Source organism: Labrenzia sp. THAF187b (assembly GCF_009363375.1).
In the GTDB taxonomy this organism is placed as follows: Bacteria; Pseudomonadota; Alphaproteobacteria; order Rhizobiales; family Stappiaceae; genus Roseibium; species Roseibium algicola.
Window position 1 is genome coordinate 1,642,653 of the sequence record NZ_CP045344.1, and the last position, 18,318, is coordinate 1,660,970.

The 18,318-nt window shown below is 59.6% G+C and carries 15 protein-coding genes; 4 read left to right on the forward strand and 11 right to left on the reverse strand.

Annotated elements, in window-relative coordinates; all coding sequences use genetic code 11:
• Window positions 1-139: 139 nt before the first annotated feature.
• The 6 genes from FIV03_RS07545 to FIV03_RS07570 form a co-directional block, all read right to left on the reverse strand.
• Window positions 140-1,687: a permease gene (locus tag FIV03_RS07545; protein ID WP_152509123.1), complete on the reverse strand. Its 1,548-nt coding sequence runs from the start codon at window positions 1,685-1,687 to the stop codon at window positions 140-142.
• The gene (locus tag FIV03_RS07550) at window positions 1,684-2,475 is read right to left on the reverse strand and encodes an ABC transporter ATP-binding protein (RefSeq protein WP_152509124.1); all 792 of its coding nucleotides are present in this window, start codon (window positions 2,473-2,475) and stop codon (window positions 1,684-1,686) included. The genes FIV03_RS07545 and FIV03_RS07550 overlap by 4 nt, the downstream gene beginning before the upstream one ends.
• Window positions 2,476-2,600: 125 nt before the next feature.
• Window positions 2,601-3,428, reverse strand: coding sequence for a hypothetical protein (locus FIV03_RS07555; RefSeq protein WP_152509125.1), 828 nt, complete (start codon window positions 3,426-3,428; stop codon window positions 2,601-2,603).
• Between the two features lie 71 nt (window positions 3,429-3,499).
• The gene (locus FIV03_RS07560) at window positions 3,500-4,348 is read right to left on the reverse strand and encodes a hypothetical protein (protein ID WP_139314088.1); all 849 of its coding nucleotides are present in this window, start codon (window positions 4,346-4,348) and stop codon (window positions 3,500-3,502) included.
• A gap of 509 nt (window positions 4,349-4,857) precedes the next feature.
• On the reverse strand, window positions 4,858-5,415 hold the full coding sequence (locus FIV03_RS07565; protein WP_286202273.1) for a protocatechuate 3,4-dioxygenase: 558 nt from the start codon (window positions 5,413-5,415) through the stop codon (window positions 4,858-4,860).
• A 392-nt stretch (window positions 5,416-5,807) separates the two neighbouring features.
• Window positions 5,808-6,434, reverse strand: coding sequence for a LysE family translocator (locus FIV03_RS07570; RefSeq protein WP_152509127.1), 627 nt, complete (start codon window positions 6,432-6,434; stop codon window positions 5,808-5,810).
• A 515-nt stretch (window positions 6,435-6,949) separates the two neighbouring features.
• Between FIV03_RS07570 and FIV03_RS07575 the strand changes: the two genes are divergently transcribed.
• Window positions 6,950-8,707 carry a DUF262 domain-containing protein gene (locus FIV03_RS07575; RefSeq protein WP_152509128.1) on the forward strand — a complete coding sequence of 586 codons (1,758 nt, stop codon included), beginning with the start codon at window positions 6,950-6,952 and terminating at the stop codon, window positions 8,705-8,707.
• A gap of 354 nt (window positions 8,708-9,061) precedes the next feature.
• Here the strand turns inward: FIV03_RS07575 and FIV03_RS07580 are convergent, their stop codons facing one another.
• The 3 genes from FIV03_RS07580 to FIV03_RS07590 all read right to left on the reverse strand — a co-directional run bounded on the left by FIV03_RS07580 (window position 9,062) and on the right by FIV03_RS07590 (window position 12,013).
• Entirely contained in the window at window positions 9,062-10,129 is a 1,068-nt protein-coding gene (locus FIV03_RS07580) for a linear amide C-N hydrolase (RefSeq protein ID WP_152509129.1), read from the reverse strand.
• Window positions 10,130-10,329: 200 nt separating this feature from the next.
• Window positions 10,330-10,710, reverse strand: a complete 381-nt coding sequence (locus FIV03_RS07585; RefSeq protein ID WP_209009892.1) for a hypothetical protein — start codon at window positions 10,708-10,710, stop codon at window positions 10,330-10,332.
• A gap of 139 nt (window positions 10,711-10,849) precedes the next feature.
• Entirely contained in the window at window positions 10,850-12,013 is a 1,164-nt protein-coding gene (locus FIV03_RS07590) for a pyridoxal phosphate-dependent aminotransferase (RefSeq protein ID WP_152509130.1), read from the reverse strand.
• 109 nt (window positions 12,014-12,122) lie between these two features.
• Between FIV03_RS07590 and FIV03_RS07595 the strand changes: the two genes are divergently transcribed.
• Both FIV03_RS07595 and FIV03_RS07600 read left to right on the forward strand, forming a co-directional pair.
• Window positions 12,123-12,788, forward strand: coding sequence for a GntR family transcriptional regulator (locus FIV03_RS07595; protein ID WP_152509131.1), 666 nt, complete (start codon window positions 12,123-12,125; stop codon window positions 12,786-12,788).
• Between the two features lie 51 nt (window positions 12,789-12,839).
• On the forward strand, window positions 12,840-13,289 hold the full coding sequence (locus FIV03_RS07600; protein ID WP_152509132.1) for a GNAT family N-acetyltransferase: 450 nt from the start codon (window positions 12,840-12,842) through the stop codon (window positions 13,287-13,289).
• A 98-nt stretch (window positions 13,290-13,387) separates the two neighbouring features.
• Here the strand turns inward: FIV03_RS07600 and FIV03_RS07605 are convergent, their stop codons facing one another.
• Entirely contained in the window at window positions 13,388-15,766 is a 2,379-nt protein-coding gene (locus FIV03_RS07605; protein WP_209009893.1) for an arylsulfatase, read from the reverse strand.
• 242 nt (window positions 15,767-16,008) lie between these two features.
• On the reverse strand, window positions 16,009-16,869 hold the full coding sequence (locus FIV03_RS07610; protein ID WP_152509133.1) for a LysR family transcriptional regulator: 861 nt from the start codon (window positions 16,867-16,869) through the stop codon (window positions 16,009-16,011).
• Window positions 16,870-16,980: 111 nt separating this feature from the next.
• Here FIV03_RS07610 and FIV03_RS07615 point away from each other — a divergent pair, with 111 nt between their 5' ends.
• Window positions 16,981-18,300, forward strand: coding sequence for an aspartate aminotransferase family protein (locus FIV03_RS07615; protein ID WP_152509134.1), 1,320 nt, complete (start codon window positions 16,981-16,983; stop codon window positions 18,298-18,300).
• The last annotated feature ends 18 nt before the right edge of the window (window positions 18,301-18,318 follow it).

The window sequence follows — 18,318 nt, forward strand, 5'->3', positions numbered from 1 at the left end:
TATATATCGAGGGTAGATAAGTAATAATCTCAATGATTACACGTGCAGGGCGTATTGCTCAATTCTTACCCTGCGTTTCAAGGAGGCGCTCATTGGCGCGCCTTGTCCCCACAGGCAACTGGCCGGAACGTGCAAGCCCTCAGGCGCCTGCGCTGTGTTTCGGGCGGATGCTCCAGGAGATCCCGAGCACACTCATCAGCAGGAAGACCGGTAGGATCGCCAGCGGGCTTGCCGCCGCGACGAGGGCCGTGCCGGCCGCGCAGGCAATGGACGCGGCGGCCTCCGCAAGCGTGGAGGCCTTGGAAGCGACCTGACGGCGCCGGAAGGTTGTGCGCTTTGCCTGCGCCCGGAACCAGAGTTGAACAAGCACTGCGCTTGCTGCCGCGGTCATCGCGCCGGCGGCGGTGATGACAGCGCCCCATAGCGATATGAGCGCCAGACCCAGGGAGATCGGCAGCACGATTGCTGCGATAATCGTCAGCACCGACAGCACTTTCGCCCACAGGCGTGTGAACGCAGAGATGGGGGCTGTTGCAATCAGGTCGGGTGCGTCCTCACCGGAGATGGTCAGCCAGGCGAGGCCGCCGGCAAGCTGCCCGACCGCCATGACGACAACCGGCGCGACGATCACGGAAATCTCGGTTTTCTCGCCAAAGCTGACCCAGAGCATGACCGCCGGCGGGATGAGATAGAGAACCTGCATCAGCGTCTGGGATATCAGCCAGGGATCGCGGGCGATGAGCTTGAGTTCCTTCAGGACGAGCGCGCCGAGTGGCGAATAACTGCGAAAGGTCCGCTCGGAAGCGCGGCCGCGCGGGGTCTTTTCCGTAACGCCAAGTGCGAGCACGACAATGCTGCGAAACTGGACCGCGCCGCGCCAGGCTCCGACCGCAAAAAACACGACGGAAAGCGCCAGGAACAGGAACACGGCATTGGTCTGTCCGGCTACCGTGTGGGCGAGGAACCACCACGGCGAGCCTTCGCCCGGCGCATGGCTTGCCAGGAAGGCGGGATCGAACAGCGTGAACCGCGACATCGACCCGAAGGACAGGATCGCCACCACCTGCATCCCGATGAGGAAGGCCGCGCCAACGACCGCTGCCAGAATTTGCGCGTAAAAGCGCGTGCGCTGCGCGCCAACCGTTCGGAACAGCGCGAGCGTGATCAAAACGCCTGCCCCGGTCGCGTTCAGCGATACCGCCAGAAGAACCACATATCCCGCCAGCCAGTGCTCCCCGCCAAGCACCACCGCAACGTTGAGAAACGGTGAGATGACCAGCGCCGACATGGCCCAGCTCGTCAAGGCCATCATGACGATGCGCACGAGAAACAGGTCACGCGAGGGGGCCGGGGAAGACAGGATCAGGTCCAGGTCATCCCGGGCGTAGAACGCACGTGTTACCGACTCCATCGCCTGTGACAGCATCATGGTGAAGCTGAGCAGCACCGTGATCGAAAGCGCTGCCTGTGCTGTCTGGTCGAGTACAAACCCTGTGGCAAAGCGGGGGGAAAGCACCGCGTAGGCGATCAGGTGCATGACCGCGTAGAAGAGGCTCATGCCGATCAGGGCGCGTCGCAGGCTCGTGCTGCGCCAGCCTGAAAACATCCAGGCCCAGTCGCGCCATGCCAGCCGCAATTCATGGCGGGAGAAGCGCAACAGGGCGGAAGAAGCCACCGTCGCTCTCATGCCACCTTCTCATCAAGGAGTTCGGCCGTATTCGCATGTGCGCCGGCATCGCCGCCCACGATTTCCAGGAAAATATCCTCCAGGGAATGGCCGCCGGCGCTTGCCCGTTGGCGCAGCTCTTCCAGAGTTCCTTCGGCAACAAGCTGTCCACGGGCGATGATGCCGATCCGGTCGGCCATGCGCTCCGCCACCTCCAGGATATGGGTCGTCATGATGATCGACACGCCCTGCGCAACAAGCCCGGTCAGCACCTTCTTCACCTGGCGGGCAGAGCCTGCATCAAGGCCGGTGAGCGGTTCGTCGAGGATGATCAGGCGCGGTTCGTGGATCAGGGCACCTGCAAGCGCCACCTTCTGGCGCATGCCTTTCGAGAACCCGCCGCAGCGCTCATTGGCATGGGGGGCAAGTCCGAAGGCTTCCAGAAGGCTGTCGGCCTTGAACCTTGCAAGGTCCGGCTGCATGCTCCAGAGGCCTGCCACGAACTCGAGATATTCAAGCGGCGTCAGCTTGTCGTAGACCATGGGTTCGTCCGGAACCCAGGCCAGAACCTGCTTGGCGGCAATCGGATCCGCAAACGCATCGATGCCGCAGACCCTGACCGCCCCCGCATCGGCCTGAAGCAGGCCGGCGACCATGCGCAGCGTGGTGGTTTTGCCGGCACCATTGGGGCCCAGCAAGGCGTAGAATTCGCCTTTGCGCACCTTCAACGAGAGATCGTTGACCGCGGGTTCGCTGAAACGCTTGTGAAGATTGAGAATTTCGAGAGCGGCGTTACTGGAAGACGGCATCACTTTCTCGTCTCTGGAAGGTTTTCTCCAGTTTACCGATGGGACCTTTCGTTAATGTAAAATCCGGTCATTTGTCCTGGGCTGAAGTATCAGGGGCGAAAAAGTGAGTTGGAAGACCGGTTCGCCTAGTTCGGTATGGAGCTCGTGATGAGCCTTTCGACTTCGGCCCGTTGGTCCGCCGTGTAGATGGCACCCGGCGTCACCTTGAAGCCAGGGGTGAGGTTCAGACGCGCGACAAACGCCTCGACCGCGACGTCCGCCACCTCCCGGGCGGGTTCCGCTCCACTTGGCAGACCGTCTGCGACGGGGGCGTCTGAGGAAAGGGTGGTTGCGGCCAGGGCATGCAGAACTTCGGGAGCATCAATCAGGGGCAAGGCCTTCAACATGAAGACGAGACTGTCCGGCTCTGCCTCGGGGATTTGCCTCAGGAGGCTGGTTCGCGCTTCATCGTCCCCCAAGGCCGAAAGCGCGAGCCGGGCTGCCAGGGCTGCGGGGGCCGTGGGCTCCTGTGGTTGTGCCTTGACCAGGCGTGTGCCGGAAAGGTGAGCTTCAAGCGCGTCTTCCGCTCCAGGCACCAATGCCCCCAGCAGCAACACGCCGCCTTCCGCGTCCGGCGCTTCCAGCGCTGCTAATACTTCGGTCTGAAGCTGCTCGGCAACGGGGCCCGACGGTGGGCCATTGGCCAGCACGACTTTCAGCGCTGCGGCGCTGGCGCGTGCGCGCAGGTCCGGGTCGGCATCACCGATGTAGGGCAAGACGGGCGCCAGGGCCTCGGCACCGCCGACGGCGGACAGCAGATCCACCAGGGCTGATTTTTCCCCGGTGGTCTTCGCCGCGGCCAGGCGCGCCGCCAGGGGAGCGACGGCGGCCGGGCCTGCCTCCACTACAGCCTCCGTCGAGCCTCCGGCCAGCGCTGTGTCGATCTCTGCCTCAAGGTTCATGTCGTCTGCCATAGTGCTTCCTGCAATCCAGGTGAACAGAAACGCCCCTGCGATGCATCCGGCCAGGTTGCGGTGTCGAACCATTATGTGCCCGACGGATTGATGATGTTGGCCTGGGCGCGCGAAATCAGCTGCCCCGTCCGCACCGCGCCACTGGCGATCAGGTGTGTTGCGGTTCCGCTGTGCGGGCCGATGCCGCGCAGGTGAATGGTCTCGTGTGCCAGGGTTTCGGCATGGGTTGAGCCGGTGATCGTATCTTGCATCAGGCAGTTCTTCTCGGCGGCCAGGGTTCCGGCCCGGGTGTTGTTGACCGCAGGCGTCGCATCCTGCTCATACTGCCACACGAAGAAGACATTGAAATCCGCGGCAGCATCGGCAAAGGCCGTGACATCGTCCCATTCATGTTCGGCGGCCGCAACGCCCGCCAGGTGGCTGGAAAACCGTACCGTGGCGCCCAGGTTCTGTGGAACCGTTATCGTGCGTGCGCTCTTTCTGTACATCCGCACGTTGGCCTGGGTGTCCAGCAGCCGGTTGACGCCCCGTATCAGGGCGTTGAGGTCGCCCATGTTGCGGTTGGTCTTGTGGCCGGCGTTGTCCTTCACATAGTGAAACGCCGTGTTGATCTTGACCTCGGTCTTGACCGAGATTTCCAGAATGTCGCTGTTGGGAACAGGCCCCGCAAACCCGGCATTCGGCACAAAGCGGACAAACCCCTTGCCGGCCTTGAGGCCCTTGAGCGTCAGATGGTGTTCGGCGCCGACACGGCGATAGGTGACCCTGGCAATGTCGTTGGGGGTCAATTCGGGAATAAGGGCACCTGCCCCCCGCACCACAATCGTGCGCTCCCACCCCCGCGGCACCATTTGCCACTTGGGCGAGGCCGTGGCGTCAAATCCGAACATGGCGATACGAGGTGCGAAGGTAATTGGCATACGTCAGGTTCCAGATCGACTGTCGCGCCATGAATGCCTTCCGCAGGCACATCTTTCTTTTGCTTTGAAACGCACAAGAAATGGCGCGTCACAGGGCTTTGTATGACAAGTAATTTCTCTCGATAGTGAGCCCATGTGTGCGGCAATGCAAGAATTAACGTAAGGGAAGATGGGGAAATTTTATGAGGCGGTTCCAGTAAAAGGGTAAACCGACGGACGCATTGCCGACTGGCAGATTTGGGGGTGGGAGCGGACGGTCGGCTTACGTGCCTCGAACGGGTTTAGCTGACATTCGTTGGTCCGGCATGCGTTGGCAATTTCGGCCCATTGCTGACGTTCACTGCCAATTCATGACGTTGCGGTGCGGCCCGTCATTGGGCCATTCGTGCCGAGCTCAGCATTTTATGGAGCAAGATATCGGCCAGTCGGACAACGTTTGAATTCGCTGCTGCACCGGTTCGAAGGGACGCTTTGGTGATTTGGCAAAGAAAGCTGCGGATGCTGTACGATTAGACCACAACGTCAACAATCGCCTCTTCTTCACGGTCAGTCGTCGTGAAGGTCATCGAGACGGCTCGCACTTCACTGTCCGACAGCAGGTTGAAAATTCTGTCGCGACTGTTGGCGGGATGCCCGGCGACATAAAACTGAGTGGTCAGAACCTCTTGTCCGTCCTCGAATACTTTGACGTGAATGTGCGGCGTGCGGCCGGGATAGGGCACGGGCTTGATGGTGCGAAATTCATAGCTGCCGTCGAGGCCAGTGATATCGTAACCAAAGCCCTGAAAAGCCGGATCGAAAGCAATCGCCTGGCGGTCGCCACCATGAAGGTACTTGCCGTTCATATCGCATTGCCAGATCTCGATCCGCCGACCCGCAAGTGGCGCGCCGGAAGTGTTGAGCACACGGCCCTTCAACACGAAAACCTCGCCACCAGCTTCCTGGACGGTCCCTAGAATTTTGACAAGATCATTGTCAACATCAACCCTTCGCATCGCAGGGGCCGGGTAGAAAGGTCCTTCGGTCGCACGCGGCGTCAGGTTCGCGGCGAGCGCCGGCTTTGCCAAAACCGAAAGGCCGAGAGCGCCAAGGGTTCCACCGACAAAGCTACGGCGCGATTGGTTTGATTTTTCCATCTTTTGATATCCGGTTCAACGCAAGAGGTCCCCATACGGATGGCAACCAAGATTCCGTCGCATTTTATGACTGCTTTGGCAAAGCTGACATTCATCCGAAGGGCAGTACTCGACACTTTGGGTTTGCTGACGACCTCGGATGCGCCGCAGCATAAGAGCGAAGTCCCATTGCGCCTGGCTCAAGGGTGGCCTTTGCCGATCGTTAGCCTGCTGCTATGGCGCTGCGATCCAACCTGTCGTGCCAGCCATTCGTCACATCTGCGAAGACAGCTAGCTACCAGACGCCGGTGCTGCGGACCTTGCTGCTTTGGCTGAACGTCAGCTTACCGTTCTTGCAGAGCGAGGCGAACTCCGAGTGCACAGTATATGCTGCCGACGACCTTGCCTTGCCATTTCAGAACAGTCGGGTTGCGTCGCAGGAAATTTCCAAGACCACCGGCGGCAATCGAGTAGACGATTGTGCTGAAAAAACCGATCAGCGCGAAGACAACACCCAGAAGCGTGAGTTGCACGGCCACGAAGCCTTTTTCTGGCGCAACGAACTGCGGAAGAAACGCGAGGAAGAACAGGGCCGTCTTCGGGTTCAGGACTTCAGCCAAGATTGCCTGCCTGAAAGCCGTTGAAGCAGTAATAGGAACACGTCCTTGGCCTAGATCGACCGTGGTCTTCTCGAAGATCGCCTTTAAGCCAAGATAAACCAAATAGGCCGCGCCGAGATACTTCACAATGGTGAAGAGGGTGGCCGATGCCGCGATGATTGCAGAAATACCGACAACGGCCATGACTGTATGGAGGAAGTCACCGGCAGTGATGCCAGCACCAGTAGCAATCCCTACTTTGGCTCCCGACGTAGTAGCTCGTGCTACAGTCAACATCGTTGCGGGACCAGGGATGAAAACAAATCCAAGAACGATCAACGAGTAAGTTAGCAATATGGCAGGGTCGATCATTCTGTTTCCTCATAAATTCGTGAGCATAAAGTAATCCACGGATTGTCGCGAAAGACAAGCACAGGAACAGAGCGCGCGCTGCACCCTGAGGAATGAGCAGGATGGCTCAAAACAGTCTTGCGGCGGGACTGCACGCCATGCCGAATTTGATGAGTGAATGTTCGACACTTTCGGCCCGGAGCGGACCTTCGTGCCAAGCGCAGAGGATGACCGATCCCAGCCCGAAGCAGAAATTCAACTCTTTTGAGAAGGGGCCGTCCCGTGCCATTCTCTGCAATCTCGGTGAAGGTACAAGGCAAAAATCTCTTGAGGCGATCATCACTTGGCCGGACCTAACCTTCGCGGCGGGGCATCAAGAGAAATTGCGGCGCCCTTTCTCGAAGTCCCACGCTGCAGCATCTGTAGTGCGAGGTTGTCCGATGTCACATTCATTGATCAGACTGCAAGAGGCTCCTCTTGCACCAGCTTTCACGAAAGGGCAAGTTGCGAAAGAAACTGATGCATAGGCGACCAGAATGGAAAGCAAATACAAGGTAACAGATATCCCAGAAGAAAGCAGCTTCTATGACTTGGTTGCTGGCGACAATGTCATGGAGATACCGCTTTTTCAGCGTCCGTATTCTTGGAAAAATTCACACTATACGACTATGCTCGATGATGTGTCGGTAGTTCTTGAAGACCCAACTTCAGCAATTTTTCTCGGTGTAATAGTAACTTACTCACGCGGCGCCTCGCAAGGTCGCCCCCCAACTTGGATGGTTGTAGATGGTCAGCAGAGAGTATCTACCCTCTATTTGTCGGTGCTCGCGCACGTACTGGTTGCTGCAGAAAATGGAGAGTTGGATTGGGCCGCAGACATAATCGGCCGTTACCTGCTTGTGCGGCCAATGTCGGGCCTGGCCCACAATACAAAGCTAGTACCATCTTTTAACGACAGGCGGCAATTCTCAGAAATATGGGATCGCGTATCAAAGGTAAAAAACCTTTCATCGCACCAAATGTATGCGCACAATCCACCACGCCCTCCCTCTCCCAGTGGAGATGAGGAGGGCATGATGAAATCTCAGTTTGGAAACATGGTGAAGGACGCGAGACGAGAATTCAAAGGTGGTGGCATCGAGACCTTCAGCGAACGCGTTGACGTAATTGCAACAAAGCTGAGCATGGTGTCAATTTCACTCAGAGAACCAACTGTTGCGCCTAAAATCTTCGAGAGATTAAATTATGGCGCTGAGCCGATAACAGTCGCTGATCTTGTAAGAAACGAGATATTTGCGAGAGTTGGGAATGACCTTGACGCTGCGCAAAGCCTATTTGGGGGGAAGTGGGAGCCGTTCATATCAAGGTTCTCCGATAAAAATACTGATTTTAACAGGTTTTTATTTCCGTATGGCTTGATCCACAATTCAAGCATAAGGCGGAATGACTTGTTCATGACTATCCGCGGCATCTGGGACAAATTGGGCGGGCCAGCTGCGATTATCGAAAATCTTGAGAAGTTCCAAGAGCCATATGTGTGCCTCAGTTCCGGATCGAATCTTGAAAAAGCTACCAAGTCCATCAACTTGAGAATACACCGGTTACACTCACTTAATCGCCCGTCATCAGTCTACCCCTTTCTTATGAGGCTGCTTGCGAGTTACACGGCGGGCCAGTTGTCAGAGTCTAAAGTTTTAGAAACGCTTGATGTAGTTGAGTCCTTCCTGGTGCGTCGGGCAATTTGCGGCATCGAACCGACTGGTCTCCATGCCGTATTCAAGGGCCTATGGGACGAAATTTTCGCGACCCCAAACGATCCAAAGGACTCGGAGATTAATGCAGCGACGATTCGAGAAAAAGTAATGTCGAGGTCAACTATTTCATGGCCGAGCGATGCTATGGTGAAAGACGCCATATTGAACGGCCCGCTGTATAGGCGAAAAATTCGCCAGTTTGCGATCCGTGAGTACGAGCTGAGCCTTGATGCCGAATGCCCCGGCGACATTTCTGATATCGAACATATTGCTCCGCAAAAGAAACCTGATGACTGGACCGACGTGCCAAAGGACGAGTACGAAGCGGTTCTTCATACTTGGGGAAATCTCGCCCCGATATCCCCGGGCATGAATAAAAAAGTTTCAGCAGGAACCTTCGATCAAAAGCGAAAAGAATACAAAAATTCGAAATTCCCATCAGTTCGGGAGCTTTCGAATGTCGAGAAATGGACCATTGATGAAATAAAAAGAAGATCTGAAAAAGTTTCGGAGTGGGCGGTGGCGAGGTGGGCTTATTGATGGCGATCCGCCCCCTTTGCGAGTGGGCGGAGCTGATTTGGACGTCCACTCGGGTAAGGGAATTGGACTGAATACTCGTGTATTCAGTCCTCCTGATCAGGTAGATAACGCCTCCGATCCTCGCGTTTCTTGTGATCTGTCGATGATAACCTGCACAGATTAGAGTTGTACCGATCTTCTCGGATGCAAAGTCTGATTCCTGCGCATCGGAGTCATCCTTTCCGTCTGCAGCGAACTACCGCTCCCCGCCCTCTATGAGCCTTCGTGCTTAGCGCAACGAACGGCGGCTTTGCAGATTGGACCGAAAACCAGTGATAGTCCGCCTTGGCGACGCAAAGCAGCCCTTCCCGCGTCCTACCGCCCCAGAAACCGGAACGGTTCTGCTTCCTGGAAGTGCGCGTTGGCCATGCCGGAGTAGATGTTGGTCTGGTTGGGGCCGAGGTCGAGTTTCATGACCTTGCCGGTTTCCGATGAAAAGTCGGCCTGGCTGAAGTCGATCCAGAAGATGTTCGGGGTCACCACGGATTCGAAGAAGTAGAGCTTGCGCTTCTGGTCGGCGACGGTGCGCCAGCGGGTGGAGGAGATGTTCGGCTGGTCGGGCGTGGTGATGCCGAGCGGCACGGAGACATTGCGGATGACGCCGAAGACGCTGGCAATCGTTTCGACCGGGCTTTCGGTTCTCGGGATGGCGTCGACGTAGAACGATGCGCGGGCAAAGCGGTCCGCCGCACGGTTGGTGCCCGGCAGCATGACAGTGCCGCCGATTTCCTTCCAGTACTGGTTCAGGGCCAGCTGCTCTTCGAAGGTGGGCGAGTTGGTCATCACCTGGTAGGCGCGGCTGTGGTGGATCACCTGCTTGCCGCCGATATATTCCACGATGGCGCTGTCGCCGCTTGCATCCGACAGGGACAGGTGCAGGGTGGCGAGGCGTTCTTCGCCTGGAACATTGTCGCTGAAGAGGGTGAAGGGTTCGGCCTCCAGCGCGCGGACGGCCTCTTCAACTGTCGCGAAATTGTCGAGCACATATTGCGCCCAGGCGGCGATTGTCAGGCCGGGTTTGGAGCTGTCGTATTCTGGATACTCGGATTCCACCAGCCACAGCACATTGGCGACAAGCCCGGCTTCGTTCATGCCGTCGGTCGTTGAAATGTCGTAACCGGAGGCAATCACGCTGCCGTATTTCGAGGTCCATTCCAGGGAGTTTTCACCGGCTTCGCCGTTGCGCTTCATGCCGCGCGGGAACAGCCAGAGGTTCGTGCCGACATCGGTTTTCCAGTCCATCGAGCGGGCGGTGATCACCTGCTCGCTGGCACCCAGATAGACCACCCGGGTGCAGGCATCCGCAAGGCGTGGCGCCAGCAGGCCAGACGAGGCGATGGCCAATGCGCAGGCTGCCGTTACCGTGGTCTTGCCGATCTTCATGCGCCGTCTCCTTGCAGTTTGCCGATGGGGTGCCGAGTCGCCCCCGGCACAACTGGTGATATAGGGACGGCCAGGTGTGACGCTGTCAAGACAGGCCGGCGATTGCGTGCCGGTTCGTGCGGCAAACGGAAATGGCCCGCAGTGTTGCGACTGCGGGCCCCGGACACGGAACTTGGGCGAGTTGGGTGAAACCCGTCCGGTCAAAGTGTCCGGAACAGGTTGACCGTGAAAAAGGCAAGCCCGGCGGTAACCGCGATCGCACCAACCGCGATGACGGGTTCCATCGCCGTATGGCCAAGCGCATAGGCGGCCAGCGCCGCCATCATCACCGGCAGACCAAGCGCATGAAGCCAGAAGTGCAGGCGGGCAAACCTGTTGTCCGCCATGGCCGGGATCACCGTGTAGAGAAGCCCGGTCAGGGCTAGGGTTGCCCAGCCGAGAAGGTTGGTGTGCACATGAACCGGCGCGAGCGCGTGGTCATGGCTTGCCGCCATGACGATGCCGAGCACCAGTCCGATCAGCATCCAGAGAGCAGCAAGCCGGAACAGCCAGGCGGCCAGGGTTGGGATGCGGGTGGTCAAGTCTTTCGTCCTTTCGAGGAAGGCTGTGCCTTTGGGCACAAGCGGGGTGAAGAAACCGGTGCGGACCGGCGGTAGAGCGTGAGGGAGGAAGACAGCCCGGGCAGGGCTTTCCTGAGGTGTCGTGGCTGGGGAGGTGCCGTCAGACCTGCCAGGCGAGGCGCAAACGCTCGCGGATATCGCCGAGCCTTTCTGCCGGCTCGTTGGCGAAGACGAAACGCAGGTAGCGTCCGGCGATGTCCTCGCTGCCCCAGCCGGTCATCGGTGTTGCCGCGATCCGCCCCTTTTCGAACAGCAACCGGGAGGCTTCCACAGGGGAAAAACCAAGCTCGGCGGTGTCGATCAGCAGCGACCAGCCGCCATCCGGGCGCACGACGGGCAGGTCCGACAGTGCCTGCAGGATGATGTCCCGGCGGGCTTTCCAGATTGCCGTTGCAGCGGCGATGCCGTCGTCTTTCGCGGTGATGGCGGCCGCAGCGCCGGGCATTGCGATGCCGACCTGGCAGACGACGTTGGTGAGGCTGACAAGGCCGATGTCCGCCATGATCGGGGCGGGGCCGACCGTCCAGCCGACCCGCCAGCCGATCATCCGGTATTCCTTGGAAACGCAGCCCACCGTTATCGTGCGCTCCGCCATGCCATCCAGGCTGGCCGGGTGGATCACCGGCTTGCCGGTGTAAAGGAGACGCTCCATGGCGGCGTCGTGCAGCAGGAACGCGCCGGTGTGCATCACGACTTCCGCAATGGCGTTCCATTCCTCCTTCGTGTGGACGATGCCTGTCGGCATGGACGGGCTCATGGTCAAAACGGCCCGGGTTCTGGCGCTGGCTGCGCGGCGCAGTTCTTCCAGATCAAGACGCCAGCCGCCGTCGACCACCCTTAGCGGAACCAGCTTCGGAACACCGCCGGCCAGGCGGATGCGGTTGAGCAGGCCCGCGTAGGCGGGATCGGTGATGATGACCTCGTCGCCCGGCTCCAGGATTGCCAGAAGGGCATTGAGGATGCCGGACAGGCCGCCCGCCGAAATGACGCATTGGGTTGTCCAGTCGTAGGGCTGGCCGGTGGTGGCCGATATCCGGCTGGTTGCGGCCCTGCGGATGTCATTCGTGCCCAGGAACGGCAAATAGCTGTTGGCGTCATCCCGGCCGATGGCAGCCAGCGTTGCTTCCAAGGCCTCCTCCGGCGGGCGAAGGTCCGTATCCAGGTTCTCCAGCCGAAGCATGTCGGAATGTCCGGCGTCATCGGCGGCCTGTCCCATCTTGTCCACGCCAATTCCCGGAATGTCCTTCAATCGCGAGACGGTCATCTGTAATATCCTTTTTGTATCCAAATTTAAAAACTGGATACATATTTGCCGGATTGCAGTCAAGTCGCTGATTGTCTACGAAGGCGGAAAGACCCAGCCGGACGGACAGATGACAGAGCGGACAAGCGCAAAAAGAACCGGAGATCAGGCCATTCGGGTGGCCGATGCCCTGCGGGAAAAGATCGTCTCGGGCGAGCTGAAACCGGGCGAGGCGCTGCGTCAGGAACGGCTGGCGGTATTGTTCGAGACCAGCCGGATGCCTGTTCGCGATGCGCTGCGCCTGCTGGAGGCCGAAGGACTGGTGCAGATGCCGCCGAACAAGGGCGCCATCGTTGCCCCGCTTGATCCGGAGGAATTCAGGGAAGTTTATGAAATGCGGGCGGCGCTGGAGACACTGGCCTTGCGCCTTGCCATTCCGGAGTTGACCAACAGCCAGATCGACCGGGCCGCAGCCATTCAGGACAAGGCCGAGGCGTCGGACCTGGAAAACTTCGGCGCCTTGAACAAGGCGTTTCATTTCGCTCTTTATGAGCCCTGCGCAAGGCCGCGGCTGCTGGCACAGATTGCCGCGCTCAATGAGGCCGGCGACCGGTACTTGAGGCTTGCGGCGGCGCAGCTCGACTACACCCGGCGCTCTCATCAGGAACACCGGGACCTGCTTGAAGCCTGCCGCCGCCGGGACGGCGCGGAAGCCTGCGAAATCCTGAGGCGTCATATCGAGGCTGCCGGAGAGGCGCTGGTCGAGCGCCTGTCTGCAAGACTGCCCGCGCCGTGAGGGCGATCAGATGCGGCAGGATGCGTCTGTCTCCCGCCGGCGAGGAAACGAATGTCTCGAAAAATCTACCGGATTGAAGCGGCAGCTGCGGCCGATGCGGAAAGGCTTGCCGGTATTCGCGTCGAGGCAATGCGGCCGAGCCTCGAAGCCGTCGGACGGTTTGACCCTCTCCGGGCCAGGGACCGTTTCCTGGGTAGCTTTGTTGCCACAGACACAAGGATCATCCTGGTTGAAGAAGACATTGCCGGCTTTTTTGTCGTGCGCAGGCGCGCCGACCATTTCTATCTCGATCATCTTTATGTCAGCCCCGCCTTTCAGGGCCTTGGGCTTGGCCGAGATATCGTCGAGGGCCTGAAGGCTGAGGCAGAAGCGGCGGGACTGCCGATCCGGCTGATGGCCCTCAACGGCAGTCCCGCCAATGATTTTTACCTCGCCTGCGGGTTCCGGTTCGTCTCGCAGGACGCACTGGACACCATCTACGCCTGGATGCCCGGCGCTTGATCCCCGACACTTGATCCCTGGCGCTTGATCTCGGGCACTTGATCCCCGCCGGCCTGGCATCCGGATGTTGATGACAATCGGTCGGAGCCGCCGAAACGCTATTTCTTCAGGTCCACGACAACCTCTTCAAGCTCTCCCTGAAAATCGAATGGCGCCTGATAGTCGGTCGTGACCGCCGTTCCGGTGTCTGTTCCTACATCCTGGTTTTCCGACAGCGAGTATTTGAACGGAGTGGTCTGTGCGATCTGACCCGAGCCGACAGGGCTGCCGTCGACGGAAAGGGTCAAGGTTCCGCTCTTGCCCATTTCCTCGCCGCCCTCATAGGTGAAGTCCATCTTCAGCTCGCGCTCGCCAGCCGGAACCGTGCCATCGCTTTCAACGGAATAGACCGCGACATCGATATAGTTGTGGGCCGCCTTCAGCTTGCCGTCCTTGAGATAAAACGCCCAGCCTCCGGTGTTCCCGCCCTGGGTGAAGATCATGCCGTTGGCGTTGTCCTCGATGTTGACGCGGGCGGTTACGGAGAAGGATTTGTTCTTCAGGTCTGGCGCCGAGGATTCCGGCAGTCCTGCAAGAACGCCCGCGTAGGTGAAGCTCGTGCGATCGCCGGCAAGGTTCGGCTTGCCGGTTTCCTCCGCGCTGAAGCGTTCAGCCCCGCGCCAGTCCAGTGGCAGAGCCTTGTTGGCGGAAGCTTCCGCCCACCAGAGGGCTTTCAGCTCTTCAAGCTTGTCCGGGTTGTCCGCGGCAATGTCGCGTGCCTGGCTGAAATCTTCATCGAGATTATAAAGCTCCCACTTGGCCTTGAAGGGATCGAACGCGCCGCGCACGGGATCCCAGGGTTCGAACGCCAGGGAAGCGGCCCACCAGCCATCCTTGTAGATGCCCCGGTTCACGAACATTTCGAAATACTGGCTGGTTCGGACTTCTTTGGCCCCGGCATCGTCCAGCGTGCTCAGGAAGCTCTTGCCCTGGATGGGTGTCTGGGTTGTTCCGTTGACGCTGCGCGGCTCTGGAATGCCGGCCGCTTCGAGGATGGTCGGGGCAATGTCGATGACATGCAGGAACTGCGTCCGCGTTTCGCCTTGTCTGGAGAAGCGGGCAGGCCATTTCACGATCATCGGGTTGCGTACACCGCCCAGGTGGCTTGCTACCTGCTTCGTCCACTGGAAGGGCGCATCCACCGCCCAGGCCCAGCCGGCCGGGAAGTGGTTGAAATGAAGTTCCGTTCCAATCTCGTCCATCCGGCTCAGCATGTCGTCGGTGGTCATCAGATAGGCGTTGAAGAAGGCATTCTCGTTCAAGGTGCCGTCAAAGCCGCCTTCCGCGGACGCCCCGTTATCGCCGACGATGTAGATGATCATCGTGTTTTCGGCATCCGGCAAGGTGGCCACATAGTCGAGCACGCGTCCGACTTCCTCGTCGACCTGCTGGCCGTAGGCGGCAAAGACCTCCATCATCCGCGTATAGAGCTTCTTCTGGTCGTCGTTCAGGCTGTCCCAGGCGGGCAGGCTGCCCGGGCGGGAGGTCAGCTCGGTGTTTTCGGGAATGATCCCCATGTCCTTCTGGCGCTGGAAGGTCTGCTCGCGATAGGCGTCCCAGCCCATGTCGAACTTGCCCTTGAAGGTGTCGATCAGCTCCCTGGGGGCCTGGTGCGGGGCATGGGTTGCAGCCGGTGCCAGATAGGCGAACCAGGGTTTGCCTGGTTGAATGGCTTCCAGCGTCTTCAGCCAGTTGATCGTCTGGTCGGCGAGATCGGCGCTGAGGTAATAGTCGTCCCCTTCCGGCGTTCCGATCGGCGTCTGGTTCTCGAAAAGATAAGGACGGACCTGATTGGTGTCGCCAGCCATGAACCCGTAGAAATAGTCGAAGCCAAGGCCGTTCGGCCAACGGTCGAACGGGCCTGCCGCGCTTGTCTCGTAGATCGGCGTGTTGTGGTTCTTGCCGATCCAGGCAGTCGCATAGCCGTTCTGGCGCAGGATCTCGGCAACCGAGGCGGTGTCTTTCGGAATGATGCCGGTATAGCCATCATAGCCTGTGGCAAGCTCGGTGATGACACCGGTGCCGGCAATGTTGTGGTTTCGCCCGGTTAAAAGTGCTGCCCGGGTGGGGGAACAGAGCGCCGTTGTGTGAAAGCGGGTGAAGGTCAGGCCTTCCTCGGCAAGCTTGTCCATTGCCGGTGACGGTACACCGCCACCGGTGACAGTGAACTGCCCGAAACCGACATCATCCAGCAGGATCAGGAGCACGTTGGGAGCGCCTTCGGGAGCTGAAACGGCTGCAGGAAACTCGGCCGGTGCTGCGTTCAGATAGGTCGTGCCCACATCACCGCGAAACTTCTGCTCCGCATAGGGAAGGGTAACCTGTCCATCCTCTGCTCCAATGGGGCCGTCGGCTGCCAGGGCGCTGCCGATTGCAAGACAACCTGCGGCCATCGCGGGAAGCATCAAGAAAGTTGAAAAAATGCCGGGTTTCTTCATCAGACCACTCCATGGGTTCAAGGCCGGTCAATGCAGTGAAATGGCGGGGTACGGACCGCTGCGTAGAGGTTTCGCGACAACGGGCGACCGCAAGGCAATAAGGAACGAAACGGAATGCAATTCCACTCTAGGAAGTATATCTGAAAACCGCACGCCTTTCAGGTGGAATTGGTAAATGCGGGCGACCCGGGCTTGGCATCCGGCCGAATGGACCGGATGTTGCCCGGTCCGGCGTAGTGATGTCAGCTCGTCGCCGGACTGCGCAGCTTGTCCGCCACGAACTCTCCGAATGCCTGCGTTGCAGCCGAGGGATTTGGCGACGCATAAGCCAGCGTGACGCCGATGCCGGGAAGTGGCGGCAGGCCGGCCTCCACGATGTGGAGATCGTGCGGCACCGCGGAGCGGGTCACCACACTGATGGCCTGGCCGGACCGGGCAATCGCCAACAGGCCCGCGAGGCCATTGCTGGCAAAGGCGATGCGATAGGGCTTGCCTGCCTGATCCATGGCGGTGCGGGCGGCGCGATGGTCCAATGTGTCCGGCGCCGAAAGCGCAAGCGGCACAACATCCTTTTGCAGGACCTCCGGATCGGGACGATTGGCCACCCAGACAAAGCTTTCCGGCCTCAGGATGCGGGCGGACGCGTCTTCGCCGGGAACGGAAATCAGGGCAAGATCGACCCGCCTGCGCTGCAGCTGAAGGTGCAATTCCGTTGTCGGAGCACAGACCACCTCGATCTCGACATCGCCATGCCGCGCGCCAAACCCTTTCAGAAGATCGGGAAAGAAGGCGGTCAGATAGTCTTCCGGGCAGCCGAAACTGATGAGGCCATGCAGGCCTGCCCCCGGCAGGGTGGCAAGTGCTTCGTCGTGGACGGCAAGAATGCGTTCCGCCTGGACCAGAAACCTGTCACCTGCTGCCGTCAGTTCCACACCCCCGCGTGTGCGGCGCAGGATCTGCTGACCGACAATCGCCTCCAGCCGGTTCATCTGCATGCTGACGGCGGATTGTGTCCGCCCCACTTGCCGCGCTGCGGTGCTGATCGAGCCGCTGCGGGCGACTTCCATGAAACTGCGCAGCAAGGCGATTTCCAGAACAGGCATGAGATATCAATCCAATTGAATATCATAATCTAAATTATGAATTTTATTGAATGCAAGGCTTCTCCTAAACTTGCTGCAGTCAATTCAGCCGGCCGGATCAGGAGACGCATCATGGCATTGGAAAGCGCCAGCAACAGCACGGATACCGGGTTCTGGTCCGACGTGTCGGATCACGTCCTGCGGTATGGCCCTGTGTTCGAACAACGTGTCATCGAACGTGCCGAAGGCAGTTATGTCTATGACAGCTCAGGCGCACCAATCCTCGATTTCACGTCCGGTCAGATGAGTTCCATCCTGGGGCATTCCCATCCGGATATCGTGCGCACCGTGCGCGAGCAGATCGGCAAGCTCGACCACCTGTTCAGCGGCATGCTGTCCCGCCCGGTCGTCGACCTGTCGAAGCGCCTCGGATCTCTTGTGCCCGGTCTGGAAAAGGTGTTGCTCCTGTCGACCGGGGCGGAATCCAACGAGGCTGCCATCCGTCTGGCAAAGCTGGTTACAGGCAAGCACGAGATCGTGGCCTTTACCAAAAGCTGGCACGGCATGACCGGGGCAGCCGCTTCCGCCACCTACAGTCACAACCGGCGGGGCTACGGGCCGGTCAATCCGGGGTCGTTTGCAATTCCCGCCCCCAATGCGTACCGGCCGCGGTTTACGGATGCGAACGGTAATCTGGACTGGAAGACCGAGCTGGACGATGCCTTCGCGCTGGTCGACAGCCAGTCCACCGGCAATCTTGCCGCGTTCATTGCAGAGCCGATCCTGTCGTCAGGCGGCATCATCGAATTGCCGGTGGGCTATCTCGCTGCATTGCGCCAGAAGTGCGACGAGCGCGGTATGCTGCTGATCCTGGACGAGGCCCAGACCGGTATCGGCCGGACGGGGCATATGTTTGCCTTCCAGCGCGACGGGGTGACACCAGACATCCTGACCTTGTCCAAGACCCTGGGTGCCGGATTGCCGCTTTCCGCCGTGCTGACGAGCCGTGCCATCGAGGAAGAAGCGCACCGGAAAGGGTTCGTGTTCCTGACCACCCACGTGTCCGATCCTCTGCCCGCTGCTGTCGGACTGGCGGTGATGGATGTGGTGGAACGGGATGGACTGATCGGCCGTGCGGTGTCGGCGGGCCAGCGGCTGCAAGCCGGGCTGGAAGGCTTGAAGCAGCGTTTTGAGAGTGTTGGCGATGTGCGCGGCCGTGGGCTGCTGCTCGGGCTGGAGATCGTGACCGACCGGGCCAGCCGCCAGCCGGATCTCGCAATGGCGGACCGGATCGGCACCGAGGCTATGGCACGCGGGCTCAGCATGAACATCGTCAAACTGCCAGCCATGGGCGCGGTCTTCCGCATCGCCCCGCCATTGACGATCTCCGATGCCGAGATCGATCAGGGGCTGGACATCATGGCGTCGGCGATTGAAGCGGCACGGGCCTGAGTTGGCCGCTTAGGGTAT